This is a genomic window from Bacillus cereus group sp. BfR-BA-01309, from assembly GCF_022664315.1.
GTDB classification, from domain to species: Bacteria; Bacillota; Bacilli; order Bacillales; family Bacillaceae_G; genus Bacillus_A; species Bacillus_A mobilis.
The window spans coordinates 180,289-201,220 of sequence record NZ_JAKUHE010000003.1 but is presented as its reverse complement, the minus strand read 5'-3'; the positions used below and the strand labels follow the sequence as shown (position 1 = coordinate 201,220).

Below are 20,932 nucleotides of genomic sequence, written 5' to 3'. Positions count from 1 at the left end.
CAGCAGTCTTCTTTCATCTATTATAGATCTGTGTACATTGGGAATTTGCTCGTTAACGCTTCTACACGCTTACGTGCTTCTTCTAATGCAGCTTCATTTTCATGATTTTTTAATGTGTAAGCAATAAGTGACGCAATTTCATCCATTTCTTCTAAACCGAAACCACGAGATGTTACAGCTGCCGTACCGATACGTACACCGCTTGTTACAAATGGGCTTGCTGTTTCAAATGGAATTGTATTTTTGTTCACTGTAATACCAACTTCATCTAATACGTGCTCCGCTACTTTACCTGTGATTTCTAAGTTACGAACATCAATCAGGATTAAGTGATTGTCTGTTCCACCAGAAACAAGTGTAAGTCCTTCTTTTTGAAGACCTTCAGCTAAGCGGTTCGCATTATTAATGATATTTTGTGCATATGTTTTAAAATCATCTTGTAGTGTCTCACCAAATGCAACAGCTTTTGCAGCGATTACGTGCATCAGTGGACCACCTTGAATACCAGGGAAGATTGATTTATCAATTTGCTTTGCAAATTGCTCTTCACATAAAATCATACCACCACGTGGACCACGTAATGTTTTATGTGTTGTCGTTGTAACGAAATGTGCATGTGGTACTGGGTTTGGATGTAAACCAGCAGCTACTAAACCAGCGATATGTGCCATATCAACCATAAAGTATGCACCGACTTCATCTGCAATCTCACGGAATCGTTTGAAATCGATAACACGAGGGTATGCACTTGCACCAGCAACGATTAATTTTGGTTTATGTTCTTTCGCTTTTGCTAATACATCATCGTAATTAATACGGTGAGATTCAGCATCCACGCCATATTCTACGAAATTATATTGTACTCCACTGAAGTTAACAGGGCTTCCGTGTGTTAAGTGACCACCATGAGATAAATTCATACCAAGTACTGTATCGCCTTGCTCTAAAATCGTGAAGTATACTGCCATGTTCGCTTGTGCACCAGAATGCGGTTGAACATTTACATGCTCTGCGCCAAAGATTTCTTTCGCGCGATCACGTGCGATATCTTCCACTACGTCTACGTGCTCACAGCCACCATAGTAACGTTTTCCAGGATATCCCTCAGCATACTTATTTGTTAAAACAGAACCTTGCGCCTCCATTACTGCTTCACTTACGAAGTTTTCCGAAGCAATTAACTCAATCTTTGAACGCTGTCTTCCTAGTTCTGCCTCAATTGCAGCAAATACCTTTTCATCTTGACGTTTTAAATGATCCACCAAAATCCCCCTTTTCTGAACGAATTACATCGATTCCCAATAGTTTTTTCTCATTTATTCAGAAAAAACGAAAATTCAGGTTGTAATTCTTTCGAACCTTCATGTTTTCAACTACATTCTAACATGACTTTCTATATCATAAAAGAAAAAAAAGACCGAAAATCGGTCTTTTCTTTCTTCTATTATAAAGTCAGACTACATACCTTTTATCTTTCGATATAAAGCTATTATGCGACTTTATAATTTTTCATGTCTAACGGCAAGTAATAGTCTCTTCCTTCACCGCATAAACAGCACGTGCTCCACCAATTAGTTTCCCACGTGTTGTTGCCATCGTTACATGTGCACTTCCAATTTCCTTCACACCTGTACGAACAGGAACAGCTACATGCTTTAAATGCATACCGATAAATGTATCACCAATATCCATTCCTGCATCTGCTTTAATAAACTCAATTACTACCGGATCTCTCAAATTGTGATACGCATATGTTGCTAATGCACCACCTGCTGATCTAACAGGCGTAACTGTTACAATTTCAAATTGATATTTCATCGCCAACTCTCTCTCAACTACTAAAGCACGGTTTAAATGCTCACAACATTGAAACGCCAACTCAATACCTGTTTGTTCTTGAAATTGTTTTAACTCAGAAAAAATCGCCTCTGCTACTTCCATCGTTCCTGATGTTCCAATTCTTTCTCCTAGCACTTCGCTCGTGCTACACCCCACTACAAAAATTTGATTACTTTGTAATGAAGCTTGTTCTTGGAAATCAGAAAGCGACATTTGTAACTGTTCTCTTACCTTTACGATTTCTGTCATTACGCCTCTTCCTTTCACAGGTTGGTTCACCAAATTATATTTCATACTGCTTCTAGTTAGAATCTATTACTTTGTTTCGTATGTTTTAATTTTCCCTACGCGGTTTTCGTGACGACCACCTTCATAATCAGTTGTTAACCAAATTTTTGCGATGTCACGCGCTAGACCTGCACCAATTACACGCTCGCCCATTGCTAGCATGTTCGTATCATTATGCTCTCTCGTTGCTTTCGCACTGAAAGTATCATGAACTAATGCACAACGAATACCATTTACTTTGTTCGCCGCAATTGACATACCGATGCCTGTCCCACAAACTAAAATACCACGATCTACTTCGCCATTCGCTACCATTTCCGCTGCTGGAAACGCAAAATCAGGGTAATCAACAGAACCAGCTTCACATTCACAACCTAAATCAACATATTCAATATTTAACTCTTCTAATAAACTTACAAGTTCTTTACGGATATTCATACCGCCGTGATCAGATGCTACTACTACTTTCATTTTTACCCCTCCAAAGTTTCAATCAATTATCTTCATTTCTCACTCGTTACCTTAACGGAACGAAGTGATCTCCAATATCGTATTATACACGAAACATCAACCCTCTGAATGTTTTTTCAGTAAAGTTTGTACAAGTTTTTCCATCTCTTCTAACGTTTCTTTATAAATAGAAAGTGATCCGCCGAATGGATCTGAAATATCCTTACTGATCCCCTCGGTTACTCCATATAATGTATCTACTTTCTTTTCAACACTCGGATAATGCCCAAGTACAATTTGCTTATGGTTTTCCGTCATCGTTACTACAATATCTGCCCAATCAATCAAAGTTTCATTTACCTGCTGCGAAGCATGATTGATTGCAATTCCCTTTTCAGCTAGAGCTTCCTTTGCATATATCGACGCATCACTACCAGGATAGGCGAAAACGCCAGCAGATTGCACTTCAAACTTACCTTCTCCATGATGACGAAGTAACGCCTCAGCCATCGGGCTACGGCATGTATTTCCAGTGCAAACAAATAATACTCGTTTCATCTAACCCCACCCCTTTTCTCTGCTTCCTTTATCATAGCGTACATAAGAATAGAACAAAAGAAATGTGAATATACGAAAGGCGCATTTCTCTTATATTTTTTCTAAGAAAAATGCGCCTTATCCACATATATGTGAAACCCTATTTCCAAGTGCCCAAAGTATTTTAGCGTACATAAGGAACAGACTACAAAACAAAATAAGGAATCCATTTCATACGAAACAGATTCCTTTCATGCAATAATTATTTCATTGTAACTTTCATTACTTCTGTTGAACCTTTTGTAGCAGTTACACCTACAGTTGTCTTAATAGACTCAGCTGCATCTGTATTTGTGATAACGATTGGAGTAATTGTGCTTTTCGCTTTTTCACGGATTAATTCTAAGTCGAATGAGATTAATTTATCTCCAGCTTTTACAGCTTGTCCTTCAGAAACGTGAGCTTCGAAACCTTCGCCTTCCATTTTTACAGTTTCTAATCCAACGTGGATTAAAATTTCTGTACCGTTTTTCGCTTTAATTCCAATTGCATGTTTCGTGTGGAATAATTGTACGATTTCACCATCAACTGGAGATACAACTACACCTTCAGTAGGATCGATTGCAACACCGTCACCCATCATACGACCAGCGAATACTGGATCTGGTACTTCTTCAATATTTTTCACTGCTCCAGTTAATGGAGCTACGATTGTTTCTTCATTTGTTTTTGAACCAAGACCGAATAATTTTTTAAACATAGGATAGTCCTCCTTATAATTTACCTAAAAGTTTATAGGGCAATCTCTATTAAAGATCGAAATAAACGTAAGACCTCATACTTCGAATATTATACTGTAAAAACGCTTTCGAAATAAATTACGTCATTACTACTAGACTCTTATTGTAGCGCCTCACAAAATTCCAGTCAATTCTGATTGTCTGAATAACAATAAGAAGTTAACTTCTACTTTTATTTTCTCTTTTTTTACCCAACTTGTCTAGAGGTCTTTACTACATTTTATTTTTTGTCGCTAATTTGTAAAATTATTTTCAAACTTTTTTCGAAATCCACTTGACTAAAGTAAGTAACTATTTTATTATTACTTACATAAGGTAAGTTAATAACTTTTAGGAGGTTTTAAAAATGATGGATTTCGGTCTTCTTATTATTCGTCTTATTATAGGTATTACATTCATGGGTCATGGCGCTCAAAAATTATTTGGTTGGTTCGGCGGTTACGGTTTAAAAGGAACTGGTGGCTGGATGGAATCAATCGGTTTACGCCCTGGTGTATTCATGGCATTTATGGCTGGCGCAACTGAATTATTAGGTGGTTTCTTATTCGCATCAGGTATTTTCACTGCAGTTGGTTCATTATTTATCGTTGGAACAATGTTAATGGCAATCTTCACTGTTCATGGAAAAAATGGTTACTGGGTGACACAAAACGGATATGAATACAATTTAATGTTAATCGCTGTTGCGATCGGTGTAGCTTTAATCGGACCTGGCGCATACGTGTTACTTTAATATGTCTCGTTAAACTCTTAATCCCCCAAGAAAACAACTTGGGGGATTTTATCATTGCTTACACTTATAATTTTTTATTAGAAAAATCCACCTCTTCTCATTGAAGAAATTTTTAAATTCCAATTCATAGGACAACCCCCAGTCACACTTAAAAGTCAAACATATGCTATTAGTAGTAAATATAATAGGAGGGAAAATCTTATGAAAAACCATGATAAAAAACTTCTAGAAGAAGCCATGGATCCAACTAACGAAAATGATAATGAAAGCAAAGTAAAAGCGAAAGCCAAAAACAAAAATAAGAATAAAAACAATAATAATCTCGCTAATCAAGGTGGACAAGCTGGTCTCGAATTAACAGCGTCTGGCGGTGGACAAATTAGTGGAAAAGGTGGAACAAACGTAAGTCAAGGTGGACAAATAGCTAAAAAAGGCGGGCAAAACGCTAATCAAATGGGACAAGTTGCTAGAGAAGATAGTGAAAATATAATCAAGAAAAGCGAATTTGAAGCAGGTGTTGCCGATAGCGAAGAAAGCGCTGACGGCAATATTGCAACACCAGCGGAAGATGAGCTTTAAGCTGCGTAAAAAAGATAGGAGCGAACATTCTTATGGCGAACCGTCATTCTCAAAAATATAAAAACAATAACACAGAAAAGACAGAAGCAGCCTCCTCCTTTAAACTCAGCAAAGATGACCTTCCAATTGAAATTCACATCCACGTCAACATTTACAATTACAATGATAATAACAATAACCTTGCAAACCAGGGTGGGAAGGCTGGTTTTACAATAACAGCGGATAGAAATGGACAGATTAGCGGAAACGCAGGAACAAATGCTAATCAAGGTGGACAGGTTGCCAAAAAGGGTGGACAAAACACGAGACAAACAGGACAAGCTACCAGAGAAAATAACGAAAACAAAATGCAAGAATCACGTCCTACACTTTTTTTACCACCGTTCTCTTAATCAGCACTCCCATTGATAAAACTTTCACTTTATCTTAATTCCATCATTGTTTGTCATTTATACGTTATATCCTGATTTGACATATAAATGACAAACATATTTTATTGCCTCAAAATATTAATGCTAATTCTTCCGAGCCCACGTGTCCTTTTTAGCCTATTTACAAAAAAGCTAAAAAAATATTTTTCCAGCAGGAGTTTTCCACTAGCATCTTGTAAACAAACAATAAGTCGTCATATTTAGAAAGGGGATTTTACACATGTTATCCATTAATCCAAATGAACAAACAGAAAAAGAGAATTACAAATTATTAACGGGAAGTATCATTCCACGTCCTGTCGCATTTGTTACTTCTGTAACAAAAGACGGCGTATTAAACGGAGCACCGTATAGTTATTTCAATATCGTCGCTGCTAATCCACCACTTATTTCAGTTTCTGTGCAACGGAAAGTAGGGGAAAGAAAAGACACTTCCCGAAACGCAATTGAAAAAGGTGAGTTTGTCGTACATATTTCTGATGAATCTTACGTAGAAGCAATTAACGAAACAGCAGCTAACCTCCCGCCAAATGAGAGTGAAATTGAACTAGCAAAACTAACACCAATTGAAAGTGATGTCATCTCCGTTCCAGGTGTAAAAGAAGCAAATATTCGAATGGAGTGCGTACTAGAACGCGCAATCCCTCTTGGCGGAACAGAAGAATCACCAGCTTGCGATTTACTAATCGGACGCGTCGTTCGTTTCCACGTCGCAGAACACCTATACGAAAAAGGTCGCATTCACGCAGAAGGACTAAAACCAGTAAGCCGCCTAGCAGGACACAACTACGCAAAACTAGGAGAACAATTTGAATTGGTAAGGCCTATCTAAAAGTGGATGTGGCTCGTTCAGAATGGGAGGAGGATGGAGCTTCTGACAAAGAGGCGCTTTTTGCCTCGTAGGAAGACGCGAAGCCACCGACCATTCTAGCCGCTGGAACTGGATATATTTAAAAGCGGAGGCGGCTCGCTCAGAATCGCAGGGCATTGGAGTTCTCGATCTTGAAGCGCTTTTTGCTTCATGCGAGAGAGCGAAATGACCGGAGATTCTAGCCGCTGGAGCTGGATATAACTAAATACAGAATGCAATCAATTACGTCCATCACGCAAACATAAAATCCCCTACTTTTTAGCAGGGGATTTTATTATAGTAACTCTTCCTTCTTTTCTTCTAAAGTAGGTACTTTCTCTTTTTTCGGTTTCCCAAGCTTAATTACTAAGAAATATAGGGAAAGCAATGTAATAAGAAAAACGATTATAAACGGATACGGAGAATAAAAAGCACGCGCCGCCTCCGTTTTTCCCGCAACAAACTTCAATGACTCAATATCTAAAAACTCAGCAAACATTTGTACACCGAGCATACTAAACCAAAAAACAAAAAAACTAATAATAATACCAAAAACTTGTTTCAATCTCGTCATTCATCTCATCCTTTCTATATGTGTAATCTTTTAGCGCAATCAATATAGTACAAATAAAACGATGCACAGAAAGGAGCTATCTTACTTACCATTCGCGAATTAACTTCATCCAACCTAAAATTGAAATTTGTAAAATAATACCCCAAATAACAAGCAGTCGCAACCATCTAGGAAAGAAAGTGACAAATCGAATATACCATTCCAATAGCTTGTTCATAACGCCCTCCTCCTTAAAATTATATAGGAAAAAGGAGATATAATCCAAATCCAACCAAAATGATACCACCTACTATCTCGCCATATGTGCCGAGCATGTCTTTCGCATGCCTACCAATTAATAAACCAAGCCACGCTAATAACATACTAACAAATCCAAAAAGTAATATCGTAATAAGTGTCTGCGCCCCGTAAATACCAAGACTAAGTCCTACTGAAAAACTATCTATACTAACACCAAATGCAAATACGAACAAACTAATTCCAATAGGGGCCGTTCTAGTCTCTTCATTCTCCAAAATAGAGGAATATACAATATAAAATCCTAGTCCAATTAATAAAATAGCACCTGCAAAATGTGCAATATCTCCATACTGCTCTGATAAAAAACGACCTAATACCATCCCTATAAATGGCATGATAATATGAAATATCCCTATCGTCATACCGATATACAGGATTTGTCTTCCCTTTAAGGTCATCATTCCCATACCAAGACTCACCGAGAACGCATCCATCCCTAAGGCGAATGCCATTATTGTTAAAGGTAGTAGCTGTTCAAACGTCATTCATGTCCCTCCTCGGACGTGCTACTTCAAAATATGCTTATCCGAGGAGAAATATTCTGTTTGCTAATCGTACCTTATTATTCAGTAATAATTTGATGCCCTGCCGCTTTCGTTAAGCGATTCATAATGGCATTCCCTATTCCTTCATTCGGGAATGATTCACTAAAAATAACATCCACTTCACTTGCATCAAACGTTCGAAGTACATCATATAATTTAGTCGCAACGCTTGCTAAATCACTTCGAACACCACAAGACAATACAACATCTGCGTTGTATACATGCTGATACTCTTCTGTCGTTAATACACCTACTTTGAACCCTTCTTCTTTCTTCTCATCCACAAGGCGTTGAATAAATTCACGTGAACCTTCCACAATACTCAGTGGCGCTTTCGGTGCATAATGTGTATATTTCATTCCAGGTGATTTCGGTTTTTCCTTCTCATCCTTTAAAGCCGGATCTAAAGAAACAGTACCAATCACCGCTTCCAATTGTTCTTTCGTAATCCCACCTGGGCGTAATATCGTTGGAACATCGCTCGTACAATCAATTACAGTCGATTCAACACCTACTCCAGTCGCACCACCATCTACAATACCTGCGATTTTCTCATTTAAATCTTCATATACGTGAGACGCTAACGTCGGACTTGGACGACCAGAACGATTCGCACTCGGTGCTGCAACAGGTACATTTGCCTCTTCAATAAGAGCAAGCGCTACTGGATGATCAGGCATTCTTACTCCAACCGTATTAAGCCCTGCCGTCACCTTCTCTGAAATCCCTTCTTTTCTAGGTAAAATAATTGTTAACGGACCTGGCCAAAAATGTTCCATTAACTTCTCTGCAACTGGCGGAATTTCTTTCACAATCCCGTCCAACTGTGATTTTGTACCGATGTGGACAATCAGTGGATTATCACTCGGTCTTCCTTTCGCTTCAAAAATTTTCGCAATCGCTTCATCATTCATTGCGTTGGCGCCTAGTCCATATACTGTTTCTGTAGGGAAGGCAATCGCCTCGTTTTCCCTTAATAATTTTGCTGCTTCTTGTAACTGTGGATAATATTTTTTTCTTTCCACAACATTATCCACAACCCACATATTTGTATGCATTTTTTTACACGTCCTTTTCTACCCTGAAATACTTGTCTATTTTTAGTTTACTATGAGATTTATCCAAAAGACAAACAAGGTTTATCCACAAAATGTGGATAAACCTAATTAATCCGTGGATAACTTTGTGAATAGCTGACAATTTAGTATTATTGCATTTGGCTCTTTTATATTTTTACAAAAGTGTTCTAACTGTCGAATTCCCTCTGGTACGTTTTCTTTCTCTATAGTAACAAAGTCAAAAAACTGAAAGATTGTTATAGATTGTGGATGATTTGTTAGTAAGTACAATTGTCGAATATTTTTTTCGTTCATATACTGCAAAAACATTTCAAAAAAATATAAGAAAGTCTGTTTATCCACATTAGGTGTGAATAAACAAGAACGAATCAGTGCATGTTCTTCACTTTGTTCATATCCGATAACAGCCCGTATTTCTTCCGCCTCTTCCAAAATCATAAATTGCGCGTACAACTCATTTATTTTATCATCTTTTTTATTAGCTTGTCCGAAAAAAGAATGCAATCTTTCCACATCTGCTTTCGTCGCAAAATATACTTTCTTCATAGTAAATCCCTCCTCTTTTTTATATATGAGAAGGGATTTACTAATAGTACTATTTAGAGAATAAAGATGTAAAAGCTTCTACAATAAATAACTTAACTTCTGGCTTTTCTTCTTCCTCCTCTACTTTTACATACTCATTTTGTTTTTCTTGCTTTTGTTCCACAGGTTCCTCCACTTTTTCCACAGTTTTTGTTTCTTCTTTACTTACAGGTTGTTCCTCTACTTTCGTTTCATTTTTTACTACTTTCTTTTCAGAAGCTGTTACTTTTTTTGTCACTTCCTGCTTTACAACTTTCGTTTCTTTCACTTTATCCTCTTTCTTCTCTCGTACATCCACTACTTCCTCATCTTGTTTCTTAACTTCTCCCTCTTCAGGAGATTCAGCCTTCACAACATGTTCTTCTTTCCTTACAGCTGTACCACTTGAAAAATCTAAGAAACACATCGGCGGAAATAATACACACCACCAGTTTGCCCCTTCACCTTCCCCGATTGTAATCAATACCGCCTCATATTCCCCTGCTGGGTAAATAAAATTCCCATATACCTTTGTAGGAAACTTTACATTCTTACTGAATTTCACTTGAAATGAATCTTTACTTCCTTCTTTTTTCAACGTATTTGCCACTGTTTTTTCGATTTCTGGAATATGACTTTGAATGACTTTACGTGCCTCTTCAAATGAAGTTAAATCCGCTACCCATCCATCAATTTGTGCTTTTACTTCATCACGCACTTTGCGCTTTAACGCCTGATCTTTATCTGAATCACTATTTGCTAAAATTCGTAATCGAACGGCCTCTTTCGGAATAACTGAAGGCCCTTTCGCATCAGCTTTCATATATCCAAACTGCACAAGCAACTGTGCACCAATTAATAATAGAAGAAGATAAGCAATAACTTGTTTTTTCATTTCCTCCACCGTCCCTTCTACAAACAGTGTGGACAGACTTTCATCTTTCTAAACTATTAAATTCAAAGTCTATATAAATTTTTCCACAAAAAATAGAGTAAGGTGTGAACCTTACTCCATCTCTGCAAATACCATACGATCTTTTCCATTAATATCAAAAACAACCTCAACATGAGCATGTGGAAAAGCTTGTTGTAACAGCTCTTTTACGTCCTCACCTTGCCCTACTCCAATTTCAAATGCCACAATTGCTTTCTTCTGCAACACATTCGGCAACTCTTCCATAAAACGGCGATAGAAATCCAATCCGTCTTCACCACCAACAAGTGCTCTCTTTGGCTCATGCTCTTTCACCACAGGAGAAAGGCCACGCCAATCCTCTTCCGGTATATATGGGGGATTTGAAACAACAACATCTAGCTTTTGACCTGTTTCATGAAATGGCGATAATAAATCACCATGATAGAACGTTACTTCTGCGCCCAAAGTTTTTGCATTTTCTTGTGCAACTTCAATCGATTCTTGTGCAATATCTACCGTATACACATGAAGATTTTTATTTTCTAAAGCAAGCGTAATAGAAATCGCTCCACTACCTGTACCGATATCTGCCACATGCAGTTTCTCATCACCAAAATGACGCTCGATTCTTTCTAACACTCCCACTATAAGCTCTTCTGTTTCCGGTCTTGGTATTAATACTTCTTCATTCACAAAGAACGACCGTCCATAAAACATTTCATAACCAATCATATATTGAATAGGAATACCTTCTACATGCTTGTGAATAAACTCCGTAAAACTTGTTTCTTGTTCCACAGTTATTTCTTCACGCATATTCATGAGCATTCCGGTTCTGTTCGTCTTTAATACATGACAAAGGACAATTTCTCCCGCATTTTCATCTCGTCCATTTTCCTGTAAAAAAGAAGAAGCCCATTTCAGGGCTTCATAGACACGCATTACTCAGCTGCCTCCATCTTTTGAGCCTGATCTTCCATCACTAAGGCATTGATGAAATCATCTAACTTACCTTGTAAGATTTGATCTAGCTTTTGAATCGTTAAACCGATTCGATGGTCTGTAACACGGTTTTGCGGGAAATTATACGTACGAATACGCTCTGAACGATCACCTGTACCAACAGCTTGTTTACGGTTTTGATCATACTCAGCTTGCGCTTCTTGTCTAAACTTATCATAAACACGTGCGCGTAATACTTTCATCGCTTTTTCTTTATTCTTAATTTGTGACTTCTCATCCTGACATGATACAACTACACCAGTCGGTAAATGCGTTAAACGTACCGCTGACATCGTTGTATTAACACTTTGTCCACCAGGACCACTAGAAGCAAACGTATCTACACGAACATCTTTTTCATGAATACTAATCTCTACTTCTTCTGCCTCTGGTAATACAGCTACAGTTGCTGTAGATGTATGAATACGTCCACCAGATTCCGTTTCAGGAACACGTTGTACACGGTGAGCACCATTCTCGAATTTCAGCTTCGCGAACGCACCTTTACCGTTAATCATAAAGATAATCTCTTTATATCCACCTAACTCTGTATAGCTCGCTTCGATAATTTCAGTTTTCCAACCTTGTACCTCAGCATAACGGCTATACATACGATATAAATCACCAGCAAATAAAGCTGCCTCATCACCACCAGCAGCACCACGAACCTCAACGATAACGTTTTTATCATCATTAGGGTCTTTTGGAACAAGTAAAATTTTCAGACGCTCTGACAATTCTTTATCTTGCCCTTCTAATTCAGAAACCTCTTCTTTTACCATTTCACGCATATCAGCGTCTAACTTATCTTCTAACATTGCTTTTGCATCTCTTAATTGCTCACGAACATCTTTATACTCACGGTACACCTCTACCGTTTCCTGCATATCAGATTGTTCTTTTGAATACTCACGAAGCTTATTCGTATCACTAATAACCTCTGGGTCACTTAACAATTCATTTAACTTCTCATAACGATCTTCTACAGCTTGCAAACGATCTAACACACCATTCACCTCTACATCCTAGTATCTAATACAAATAGTATATGGTACTTAATAAAAAAAACGCAAATTATATTTAAAAGTGGAGGTGGCTCGCTCAGCTCTGACTACCTAACGTTCTTAGCTGTACGAAGAGCCGACCACCAATCTTCATCTATTTTGAAAAAAACCCGCTCTACATAGCGAGTTTCATTTATCTTTGTTTTGTAGGTACTGCATGACAATGACGACAACGTGGTTCATACGATTCTGAAGCCCCAACTAAAATAATCGGATCATCAAATGCCGCTGGTTCTCCATCGATTAAACGTTGCGTACGACTTGCAGGAGATCCACATGCAGAACAAACTGCCTGCAATTTAGTTACATGTTCAGCAATCGCCATCAGCTGAGGAACTTGTCCAAATGGTAGACCACGGAAATCTTGGTCTAATCCAGCTACAATGACACGATAGCCACGATTTGCCAATACTTGCACCACTTCCACAATGTCCCCATCAAAAAATTGTACCTCATCGATTGCAATAACATCCATTTCTTCTGTTACATGGTTAAATATATCTTTTGACGCTGAAACAGGAACTGCTTTAACCTTTAATCCATTATGTGATACAACATCTTCTTCACTATAACGATTATCAATACATGGTTTAAATACAATCGCATGTTGTTTCGCAAATTGCGTACGGCGTATACGGCGGATGAGCTCTTCTGATTTTCCAGAAAACATACTCCCGCAAATCACTTCAATCCAACCATTTTGATTCATTAAGTACATTGAGCTCTCCTTTCATCTACTTTCCTAATCCAAAGTAGGGTAAAGGTTTAATATTTTTGCAAAAAAAACAGACAAGCGAATACATACACTTGCCTGTTTTATGTTCTTTATTACTTGATACCGTACTTCTTATTGAAGCGGTCAACACGTCCGTCTGCAGTAGCAAACTTCTGACGTCCAGTGTAGAATGGGTGAGAATCAGAACTGATCTCAATTTTTAGTAATGGATAAGTGTTACCATCTTCCCACTCAACAGTTTCGCTAGAGCCTTTAGTAGACCCGCTTAAGAATTTGAAGCCTGTGTTCGTGTCCATAAATACAACTTTATTGTAATTTGGATGGATTCCTGCTTTCATTCTTTTCATCTCCTTCCGCCCTGAATCATTTTCGAAACAGAGTTTTTCATCTTCAGCTGCTTACACAACTATATTGATGAAACACATATGATGAAATTATAACAAGGCTAACTCCATTTTGCAACTACCTGTTTTTGTCTTTTTAAAATTAAAAGTGGAGGCGGCTCGTTTAGAATCGCAGGACATTGGAATTCTCGACCTTGAAGCGCTTTTTGCTTCGAGTAAGAGAGTGAAATGACCGGAGATTCTAGCCGCTGGAGCTGGATATAATTAAAAGCGCAAGCGGCCCGTTCAGAATGGGAGGGGGATGGAGCTTCTGACAAAGAGGCGCTTTTTGCCTCGTAGGAAGACGCGAAGCCACCGACCATTCTAGCCGCTGGAGCTGGATATAATTAAAAGTGGAGACGGCTCGCTCAGCTCTGACTGGCTAAGGTTCTCTCGTACAAAAGGTGCTTTTTACCTTTCGTGCGGGAGGTTCTTAGACACAAAGAGCTAGCCGTCGGAACTGGATATACCTAAAAGTGGAACCGACTGCTCAGGCCCGGTGACTAAGGTTCTTCCCCACAGAAGATGCTTTTTATCTTCTTGTGGGGAAGGTTCTTAGACGCAAGGGCCTAGGAGGTGGAACTGGATATTAATTAAAAGCGCAAGCGGCTCGTTCAGAATCCAGAACACTTCAAGCTCTCGATCCAAATAAGATTTTCATCTCAAAAAACAAATTTTTTTCCATATATTACTCTCTCTAATATTCCCTTAAAAAACATAAAAAACTCGCTTACTACGAAATAAGCGAGTCCCAATCTTTTCCCTTTACTTAGTTGTTACATATCTTTTCGAATCTGCAACAATGTTTTGTAAAAATTCTTCATTTGTCTTTGTTTGACGAAGCTTACGTAAGAAACCTTCAACAAAGTCTGGTGTATCGCGCATTGTTTTACGAATACCCCATAACTTGTCTAAATGTTCCTTCGGAATTAATAGATCTTCTTTACGTGTACCAGAACGGCGAATATCAATTGCCGGGAAGATACGACGCTCAGCTAATGAACGATCTAAGTGAAGTTCCATATTTCCAGTTCCTTTAAATTCTTCGTAAATTACATCGTCCATACGAGATCCTGTATCAACAAGCGCTGTTGCTAAAATCGTTAAGCTACCGCCTTCTTCAATATTACGTGCAGCTCCAAAGAAACGCTTCGGTCTATGGAAGGCAGCTGGGTCGATACCACCCGATAATGTTCTACCACTTGGCGGAATAACAAGGTTGTAAGCCCGCGCTAAACGGGTAATACTATCCATTAAAATGATAACATCTTTTTTGTGCTCTACAAGACGCATTGCACGTTCTAACACAAGTTCCGCTACTTTAATATGATTTTCTGGTACTTCATCAAAAGTAGAGCTTACAACATCACCTTTAACAGAACGTTCAATGTCTGTTACTTCCTCTGGACGCTCATCAATTAAAAGTACAATTAATTCAGCTTCCGGATGATTTGTTGTAACACTGTGTGCGATTTCTTTTAATAGACTAGTTTTACCAGCCTTTGGAGGCGCGACAATTAAACCACGTTGTCCAAATCCAACTGGTGCGATTAAATCCATGATGCGTGTCGGTAACTTTTTCGGTTCCGTTTCCAATTTCATTTGGCGATCTGGGTATAATGGTGTTAATGCAGGGAAATGCACACGCTCTTTTGCTGACTCTGGATCATCTCCGTTTACAGCTTCAACTTGTAATAATCCAAAATAGCGTTCATTTTCTTTCGGAGGTCGTACTTTACCAGAAACCTTGTCTCCATTACGTAAATCGAAACGACGAATTTGCGAAGCTGAGATATAAATATCTTCTGAGCTTGGAGAATAGTTGATAGGACGTAGGAATCCAAATCCTTCTGATTGAATAATTTCTAATACGCCTTCCATGAAGAAGAAACCTTCTTTTTCTGCTCGAGCTTTTAGGATAGCGAAGATTAACTCTTTTTTCGTTAATTTGCTATAATACGAAATCTTAAATTCTTTCGCAAGCTCGTATAACTCTTTTAATTTCATGTTTTCTAATGCTGCAATTGACAAATTCATTCAGACACCACACTTTAACGTTATTCTCTTTTCACATGGGTAAAGGGAAAAAATACGGAAGGCAAATAATTAATAATGAAAGGCAATAAGTTCAAGTAGGGTAATATTCACTATTGTAACCCTTTTATCTAGTTTTAATCAATACGTTGAAACACAAATACAAGAAGCGAAGACAAGAAAATTTGTCTTCGCTTTTATTTAACCTAGTTCGAGTAGCCAGAACGGCCGAGAGCTCCAATGCCCTGCGATTCTAAGCGAGCTGCTTGCACTTTTTATTTAATCCAGCTCCGGTGGCTAGAAGGGGCATTCATTTCACCCCCTCTGAGCAAGCCACCTCCGCTTTTTATTTAATAACCAAGTTAGGCTTTTTATTCAAGCTATGACGTCCGTCTACGAAGCGTACTGTGCCTGATTTTGCACGCATAACAAGGGATTGTGTTGTTCCTACGCTACCTTTAAATTGAACGCCGCGTAATAGTTCTCCGTCTGTTACGCCTGTTGCTGCAAAGATTGCATCGTCACCTTTTACTAAGTCTTCCATGCGAAGGATACGATTTATATCTTCAATACCCATTTTTTTACAACGAGCTAATTCAGCTTCATTTTGAGGCAGAAGCTTTCCGTGGATTTCTCCACCTAGACATTTTAATGCAACTGCTGCTAATACACCCTCAGGTGCTCCACCAGAGCCGAATAAAATGTCTACACCTGTACGATCAAATGCAGTATTAATTGCTCCAGCCACATCTCCATCGTTAATTAATTTAATACGAGCACCAGCTTTACGAATTTCTTCGATAATCGCTTGATGACGTGGACGATTTAAAACTGTCGCTACAACATCTTCAATATCTTTATTTTTCGCTTTCGCAACCGCACGTAAGTTATCGATAATAGGCGCATCAATATCGACCGCCCCAACTGCTTCTGGGCCAACCGCGATTTTATCCATGTACATGTCAGGAGCATGTAACAAATTACCATGATCTGCAATTGCAATAACAGCAAGAGCATTCCATCCACCAGCTGCTACAATGTTTGTCCCTTCTAAAGGATCAACTGCAACGTCTACACGTGGTCCATATCCTGTACCTAATTTCTCTCCGATATACAGCATTGGCGCTTCGTCCATCTCACCTTCACCAATGACAACTGTACCTTTCATCGGAATTGTATCAAATACGTCACGCATAGCTGATGTTGCTGCACCGTCTGCCTCATCCTTTTTCCCGCGTCCCATCCAACGCGCTGATGATAAAGCTGCAGCCTCTGTTACACGTACTAACTCCATAGATAAACTTCTTTCCACGATAATCCCTCTCCTTTAAGTCTTTATATATTCTGCCGTATTTTGTGAACCGTGTTTCTCTACAAAGTATACTTCCGCAAGTAGTGATACTTCGCTTCCCCCTTGCGGAAGTATCACTTATGCGTTCTTCATCTCTTCAATTTCTTGACTTGTCATTTGTTCCCGCCAAATGTTTGCGCCAAGACCTTTAAGCTTGTCTACTATATTTTCATAGCCTCGATCAATGTGCTCAAGTCCGGTTACTTCTGTAATTCCATCCGCCATTAACCCTGCAATAACAAGGGCCGCTCCAGCTCGCAAATCACTCGCTTTCACTTTTGCACCTTGCAATAAAATAGGACCAGTTACAATTGCCGAACGACCTTCTACTTTAATTTGTGCATTCATACGACGTAACTCATCAATGTGTTTAAAGCGTGCGCCGTAAATCGTATCTGTTACAACACCCGTTCCGTGCGCCTTTGTTAAAAGCGTCGTAAATGGTTGTTGTAAATCTGTTGGGAATCCTGGATACACAAGCGTTTTTATATCAACTACTTTTAACCTTCTATTACCGTTCACTGTAATTTGGTCATCGTTCGTTTCAACTTGGACACCAGCTTCTCTTAACTTCGCTGTAACTGACTCTAAATGTTGAGGAATAACATTATCAACCGTTACTTCTCCTCCTGATGCAGCTCCTAAAATCATATACGTACCCGCTTCAATACGATCCGGAATAATCGTATGATGACAACCGTGCAGTGAATCCACACCATCAATTCGAATTACATCTGTGCCAGCACCTTTAATACGTGCACCCATACTTGTTAACAATGTAGCTACATCAATAATCTCTGGTTCTTTTGCTGCGTTTTCAATAACGGTTCTACCCTTCGCTCGCACAGCTGCCAGCATAATATTAATCGTAGCTCCTACACTAACAACATCTAAATAAATACGTGCCCCTCGCAATTCATCTGCTCTTAAATAAATCGCACCCTGTTCATTCGTAACATGTGCACCTAACGCTTCAAACCCTTTAATATGCTGATCAATCGGCCTCGGTCCTAAATGACATCCACCTGGAAGCCCAATAACAGCTTTTTTAAAACGGCCAAGCATCGCACCCATTAAATAATAAGAAGCACGCAATTTTTTCACTTTTCCATTTGGTAAAGGCATTGCAACCATGTTAGAAGGATCGACTACCATCTCTTCCTCCTGTCCATAAGTTACCCTTCCTCCAATTTCCTCTAGCAAGTCTCCTAACATTTTCACGTCCGAAATATTAGGGACACCACCAATAGTTACTGGAGTATCTGCTAAAATTGTCGCTGGAATTAGTGCAACGGCGCTATTCTTTGCACCACTCACTCGAATTGTTCCATTTAAAGCTCTTCCGCCTTCAATTAGCAATTTTTCCATATTGAGCTCCCTTCTTGTGAATGTATTTACTTTCTATACCTGTATAGAAAGCTCCCCTTAAGAATCTCAATCACTCTTTCCACCCTAACACTCAATAAATAGGAAACCATTATCTTCATTTCTTCTGTAGTACGACTAGATAAAGATTAACTATTCATCGAATTTACTTTATCAATTTAGATACGTTATCACATTTATTTAATAGGACTATGCACATTATTTTCTACTTCAAAAACAAAATGATAAAAATCTTTAGACTTGTTCACGCTTTCATTATACAACGAAAGGAAACCGTCTAAAAGACTAGACGGTTTCCAAAACGGAATTTTATTCTTACGCTTTACCGTTAGAACCGAATTCACGCATTTTACCAGCAACAGTTGCTTTAATAGCGTCGCGGCCAGGTCCAATAAATTTACGAGGATCGTAAACTTCTTGGTCTTTGCTTAATACTTCACGAACAGCTTTTGTAAACTCGATTTGGTTCTCAGTGTTTACGTTAATTTTTGAAGTACCTAAAGAGATAGCTTTTACGATATCAGCAGTTGGGATACCAGTACCACCGTGTAATACTAAAGGTACGCCAGTGAAGTCACGAACTTGTTCCATTTCAGCGAATCCTAAGTTAGGCTCACCTTTGTAAGGACCGTGTACAGAACCTAAAGCTGGAGCTAGGCAATCGATACCTGTTGCTTCAACAAGGTGCTTACACTCTGCTGGGTCAGCGTAAATTACGCCTTCAGCGATGATGTCGTCTTCTTGTCCGCCAACTGTTCCAAGCTCAGCTTCAACAGATACGTTACGAGCGTGTGCGTATTCTACTACTTTTTTAGTAGTTTCAACGTTTTCTTCGAATGGGTGGTGAGAAGCGTCGATCATTACAGATGTGAAACCTGCATCGATTGCTTCTTTACATTTTTCGAAGCTTGAACCATGGTCAAGGTGAATCGCTACAGGAACAGTGATGTTCATTTCTTCGATTAAAGCTTTAACCATAGCTACAACTGTTTTAAAACCAGTCATATGACGAGCTGCACCCTCAGATACACCTAGGATTACAGGAGATTTTTCTTCTTCCGCAGCAGCTAAGATAGCTTGAGTCCACTCTAAGTTGTTCATGTTGAATTGACCAACTGCGTATTTTCCTTCTAGTGCTGTGTTTAGCATTTCTTTCATAGAAACTAAAGGCATGGTGAATCCTCCTAAAAAACGTTTTTTGTATCCGATAAGTTCTTATCGCTGGTAGTATGACCAGAATAAGGTAAAATATGTATATTTACATACCGGACTTTTTTCTACACTCAATAGGATAACAACTTGTACTCAAAAACTCAACCGTATTCACCTGCTCAATAGTCCATGTAAACGCTTTTTTCCATATTTTTTATAAAAAATTCATTTTTTAAGCCTCTACAGCAAGCTGATCTCTCACTGCTTGACGAATTTCATCAATATCAAACGGTTTAGCAAAGTGCATTAAAGCTCCTAAATCTTTTGCTTCTTGGATCATATCAAGCTCTCCATAAGCAGTCATTAAAATTACTTTAATACTCTCATCAATTTCCTTTACATGTTTTAAAATCTCTATACCATCCATACCTGGAATTTTCATATCTAACACTACTAAATCTGGATTATCCTTTTTCACGATATCTAAAGCTTGAAATCCATTCGCTGCTTGGAATGTCTGATAACCTTCTTTTTGGAACACTTCATGTAATAACACACGAATGCCATATTGATCATCAACGATTAAAATTTTCCCTTCCATAACTCCCAACCTTTCTGTGTAAGTACAAGATTTAAAGCTTCTTATATCTTAACGATTAATTTTCGCTATTCTTTGGCAAATTCCTTCCTATTCTTTCTTATTTTACCGTTTCCTATTTTGTTATGCCACCTTCGATTTCACCTTTCTAAAAAAATAAACTATAATGAAAGCCGGTAAACACGTACGAAGGGAGTAGCATTATGTTAAAAATTTTTTCAACTCAATTAAGTGGTTATTTCTCCAGGGTTTCTCAAAAAGAGGAAATGAATATAGAAGATAGCGCCCGTCTACTTGCTCAAGCATTAGTTGGCGATGGTTTCATTTATTTACATGGTACAAATGAAATGGAGGGCGTTGTTGCCGAAGCTTTATCCGGTGCTGAACCAATGAAGCAAGCAAAACGATTATTTGAAAATGGTAAAGAAGTAGAAGTAACTTCTGCAGATCGTGTACTTCTTATTAGCCGTTTTTCAACAGATGAAGAAGTTGTAGCAATGGCAAAAAAACTTCAAGCCGATGGACACTCTATTGTCGGTATCTCTGCTATTCAAGAAGGTACTGAATCGCTAGAACAATATACAGATGTACATATTGATACAAAGCTGTTAAAAGGTCTTATTCCAGATGATGAAGGCAATCGCTACGGATTCCCAAGTTTAATGATAGCTTTATTTGCATATCATGGGATCAAATTTACAATCGATGAAATGTTAAATGAATATTAAAAAAAGCGCCCTA

General features: G+C 38.5%; 25 protein-coding genes. 5 read left to right on the top strand and 20 right to left on the bottom strand.

What is annotated here, in order from left to right; all coding sequences use genetic code 11:
• Positions 1-20: 20 nt before the first annotated feature.
• From glyA to MR115_RS08015, 5 genes are all read right to left on the bottom strand, one after another.
• Complete coding sequence (gene glyA / locus MR115_RS08035) at positions 21-1,262, bottom strand: serine hydroxymethyltransferase (RefSeq protein ID WP_071724808.1); 1,242 nt, start codon at positions 1,260-1,262, stop codon at positions 21-23.
• Between the two features lie 253 nt (positions 1,263-1,515).
• Entirely contained in the window at positions 1,516-2,133 is a 618-nt protein-coding gene (locus MR115_RS08030) for a TIGR01440 family protein (RefSeq protein WP_242240758.1), read from the bottom strand.
• 21 nt (positions 2,134-2,154) lie between these two features.
• On the bottom strand, positions 2,155-2,598 hold the full coding sequence (rpiB, locus tag MR115_RS08025) for a ribose 5-phosphate isomerase B (protein WP_242240756.1): 444 nt from the start codon (positions 2,596-2,598) through the stop codon (positions 2,155-2,157).
• A 96-nt stretch (positions 2,599-2,694) separates the two neighbouring features.
• Positions 2,695-3,135: a low molecular weight protein arginine phosphatase gene (locus tag MR115_RS08020; RefSeq protein ID WP_063262333.1), complete on the bottom strand. Its 441-nt coding sequence runs from the start codon at positions 3,133-3,135 to the stop codon at positions 2,695-2,697.
• A 241-nt stretch (positions 3,136-3,376) separates the two neighbouring features.
• Complete coding sequence (locus MR115_RS08015; RefSeq protein ID WP_000473666.1) at positions 3,377-3,874, bottom strand: PTS sugar transporter subunit IIA; 498 nt, start codon at positions 3,872-3,874, stop codon at positions 3,377-3,379.
• 386 nt (positions 3,875-4,260) lie between these two features.
• Here MR115_RS08015 and MR115_RS08010 point away from each other — a divergent pair, with 386 nt between their 5' ends.
• From MR115_RS08010 to MR115_RS07995, 4 genes are all read left to right on the top strand, one after another.
• Positions 4,261-4,647 (top strand): DoxX family protein, encoded by a 387-nt coding sequence (locus MR115_RS08010; RefSeq protein ID WP_061680023.1) that lies wholly within the window; start codon positions 4,261-4,263, stop codon positions 4,645-4,647.
• A gap of 201 nt (positions 4,648-4,848) precedes the next feature.
• Positions 4,849-5,226, top strand: a complete 378-nt coding sequence (locus tag MR115_RS08005) for a hypothetical protein (RefSeq protein WP_097817074.1) — start codon at positions 4,849-4,851, stop codon at positions 5,224-5,226.
• A gap of 32 nt (positions 5,227-5,258) precedes the next feature.
• The gene (locus tag MR115_RS08000) at positions 5,259-5,618 is read left to right on the top strand and encodes a hypothetical protein (RefSeq protein ID WP_242240753.1); all 360 of its coding nucleotides are present in this window, start codon (positions 5,259-5,261) and stop codon (positions 5,616-5,618) included.
• A 259-nt stretch (positions 5,619-5,877) separates the two neighbouring features.
• Positions 5,878-6,489, top strand: coding sequence for a flavin reductase family protein (locus tag MR115_RS07995; RefSeq protein WP_242240751.1), 612 nt, complete (start codon positions 5,878-5,880; stop codon positions 6,487-6,489).
• Positions 6,490-6,802: 313 nt separating this feature from the next.
• On the opposite strand, the gene MR115_RS07990 is transcribed toward MR115_RS07995, so the two are convergent.
• The 15 genes from MR115_RS07990 to spo0F all read right to left on the bottom strand — a co-directional run bounded on the left by MR115_RS07990 (position 6,803) and on the right by spo0F (position 20,194).
• Positions 6,803-7,081, bottom strand: a complete 279-nt coding sequence (locus MR115_RS07990; RefSeq protein ID WP_242240749.1) for a DUF3935 domain-containing protein — start codon at positions 7,079-7,081, stop codon at positions 6,803-6,805.
• Between the two features lie 85 nt (positions 7,082-7,166).
• The gene (locus MR115_RS29810; RefSeq protein ID WP_001037631.1) at positions 7,167-7,298 is read right to left on the bottom strand and encodes a hypothetical protein; all 132 of its coding nucleotides are present in this window, start codon (positions 7,296-7,298) and stop codon (positions 7,167-7,169) included.
• Positions 7,299-7,317: 19 nt separating this feature from the next.
• Positions 7,318-7,866: a manganese efflux pump MntP gene (locus MR115_RS07985; RefSeq protein WP_063262336.1), complete on the bottom strand. Its 549-nt coding sequence runs from the start codon at positions 7,864-7,866 to the stop codon at positions 7,318-7,320.
• 77 nt (positions 7,867-7,943) lie between these two features.
• Positions 7,944-8,984, bottom strand: a complete 1,041-nt coding sequence (locus MR115_RS07980; RefSeq protein WP_097863831.1) for an L-threonylcarbamoyladenylate synthase — start codon at positions 8,982-8,984, stop codon at positions 7,944-7,946.
• A 108-nt stretch (positions 8,985-9,092) separates the two neighbouring features.
• Positions 9,093-9,551 (bottom strand): GNAT family N-acetyltransferase, encoded by a 459-nt coding sequence (locus tag MR115_RS07975; protein ID WP_000758432.1) that lies wholly within the window; start codon positions 9,549-9,551, stop codon positions 9,093-9,095.
• Positions 9,552-9,600: 49 nt separating this feature from the next.
• Positions 9,601-10,464 (bottom strand): stage II sporulation protein R, encoded by an 864-nt coding sequence (gene spoIIR / locus MR115_RS07970; RefSeq protein WP_242240747.1) that lies wholly within the window; start codon positions 10,462-10,464, stop codon positions 9,601-9,603.
• Positions 10,465-10,575: 111 nt separating this feature from the next.
• Positions 10,576-11,427 carry a peptide chain release factor N(5)-glutamine methyltransferase gene (gene prmC, locus MR115_RS07965; protein ID WP_242240745.1) on the bottom strand — a complete coding sequence of 284 codons (852 nt, stop codon included), beginning with the start codon at positions 11,425-11,427 and terminating at the stop codon, positions 10,576-10,578.
• Positions 11,427-12,494 carry a peptide chain release factor 1 gene (gene prfA / locus MR115_RS07960; RefSeq protein ID WP_033656424.1) on the bottom strand — a complete coding sequence of 356 codons (1,068 nt, stop codon included), beginning with the start codon at positions 12,492-12,494 and terminating at the stop codon, positions 11,427-11,429. The genes prmC and prfA overlap by 1 nt, the downstream gene beginning before the upstream one ends.
• Before the next feature lie 190 nt (positions 12,495-12,684).
• Positions 12,685-13,269, bottom strand: coding sequence for a thymidine kinase (locus MR115_RS07955; protein ID WP_000281086.1), 585 nt, complete (start codon positions 13,267-13,269; stop codon positions 12,685-12,687).
• A 110-nt stretch (positions 13,270-13,379) separates the two neighbouring features.
• Positions 13,380-13,625, bottom strand: a complete 246-nt coding sequence (locus tag MR115_RS07950) for a type B 50S ribosomal protein L31 (protein ID WP_000643447.1) — start codon at positions 13,623-13,625, stop codon at positions 13,380-13,382.
• 810 nt (positions 13,626-14,435) lie between these two features.
• Entirely contained in the window at positions 14,436-15,707 is a 1,272-nt protein-coding gene (gene rho, locus MR115_RS07945) for a transcription termination factor Rho (protein WP_001053898.1), read from the bottom strand.
• Between the two features lie 343 nt (positions 15,708-16,050).
• Positions 16,051-17,016: a class II fructose-bisphosphatase gene (gene glpX / locus MR115_RS07940; protein ID WP_000442336.1), complete on the bottom strand. Its 966-nt coding sequence runs from the start codon at positions 17,014-17,016 to the stop codon at positions 16,051-16,053.
• A gap of 117 nt (positions 17,017-17,133) precedes the next feature.
• The gene (gene murA, locus MR115_RS07935; RefSeq protein ID WP_097817081.1) at positions 17,134-18,423 is read right to left on the bottom strand and encodes a UDP-N-acetylglucosamine 1-carboxyvinyltransferase; all 1,290 of its coding nucleotides are present in this window, start codon (positions 18,421-18,423) and stop codon (positions 17,134-17,136) included.
• Between the two features lie 333 nt (positions 18,424-18,756).
• Positions 18,757-19,614, bottom strand: coding sequence for a class II fructose-bisphosphate aldolase (locus tag MR115_RS07930; RefSeq protein ID WP_063262339.1), 858 nt, complete (start codon positions 19,612-19,614; stop codon positions 18,757-18,759).
• Positions 19,615-19,825: 211 nt separating this feature from the next.
• Positions 19,826-20,194: a sporulation initiation phosphotransferase Spo0F gene (gene spo0F / locus MR115_RS07925; RefSeq protein ID WP_000398592.1), complete on the bottom strand. Its 369-nt coding sequence runs from the start codon at positions 20,192-20,194 to the stop codon at positions 19,826-19,828.
• A gap of 200 nt (positions 20,195-20,394) precedes the next feature.
• On the opposite strand from spo0F, the gene MR115_RS07920 reads away from it, so the two are divergent.
• Positions 20,395-20,919 carry a DUF2529 domain-containing protein gene (locus tag MR115_RS07920; RefSeq protein ID WP_000912409.1) on the top strand — a complete coding sequence of 175 codons (525 nt, stop codon included), beginning with the start codon at positions 20,395-20,397 and terminating at the stop codon, positions 20,917-20,919.
• Positions 20,920-20,932 lie beyond the last annotated feature (13 nt).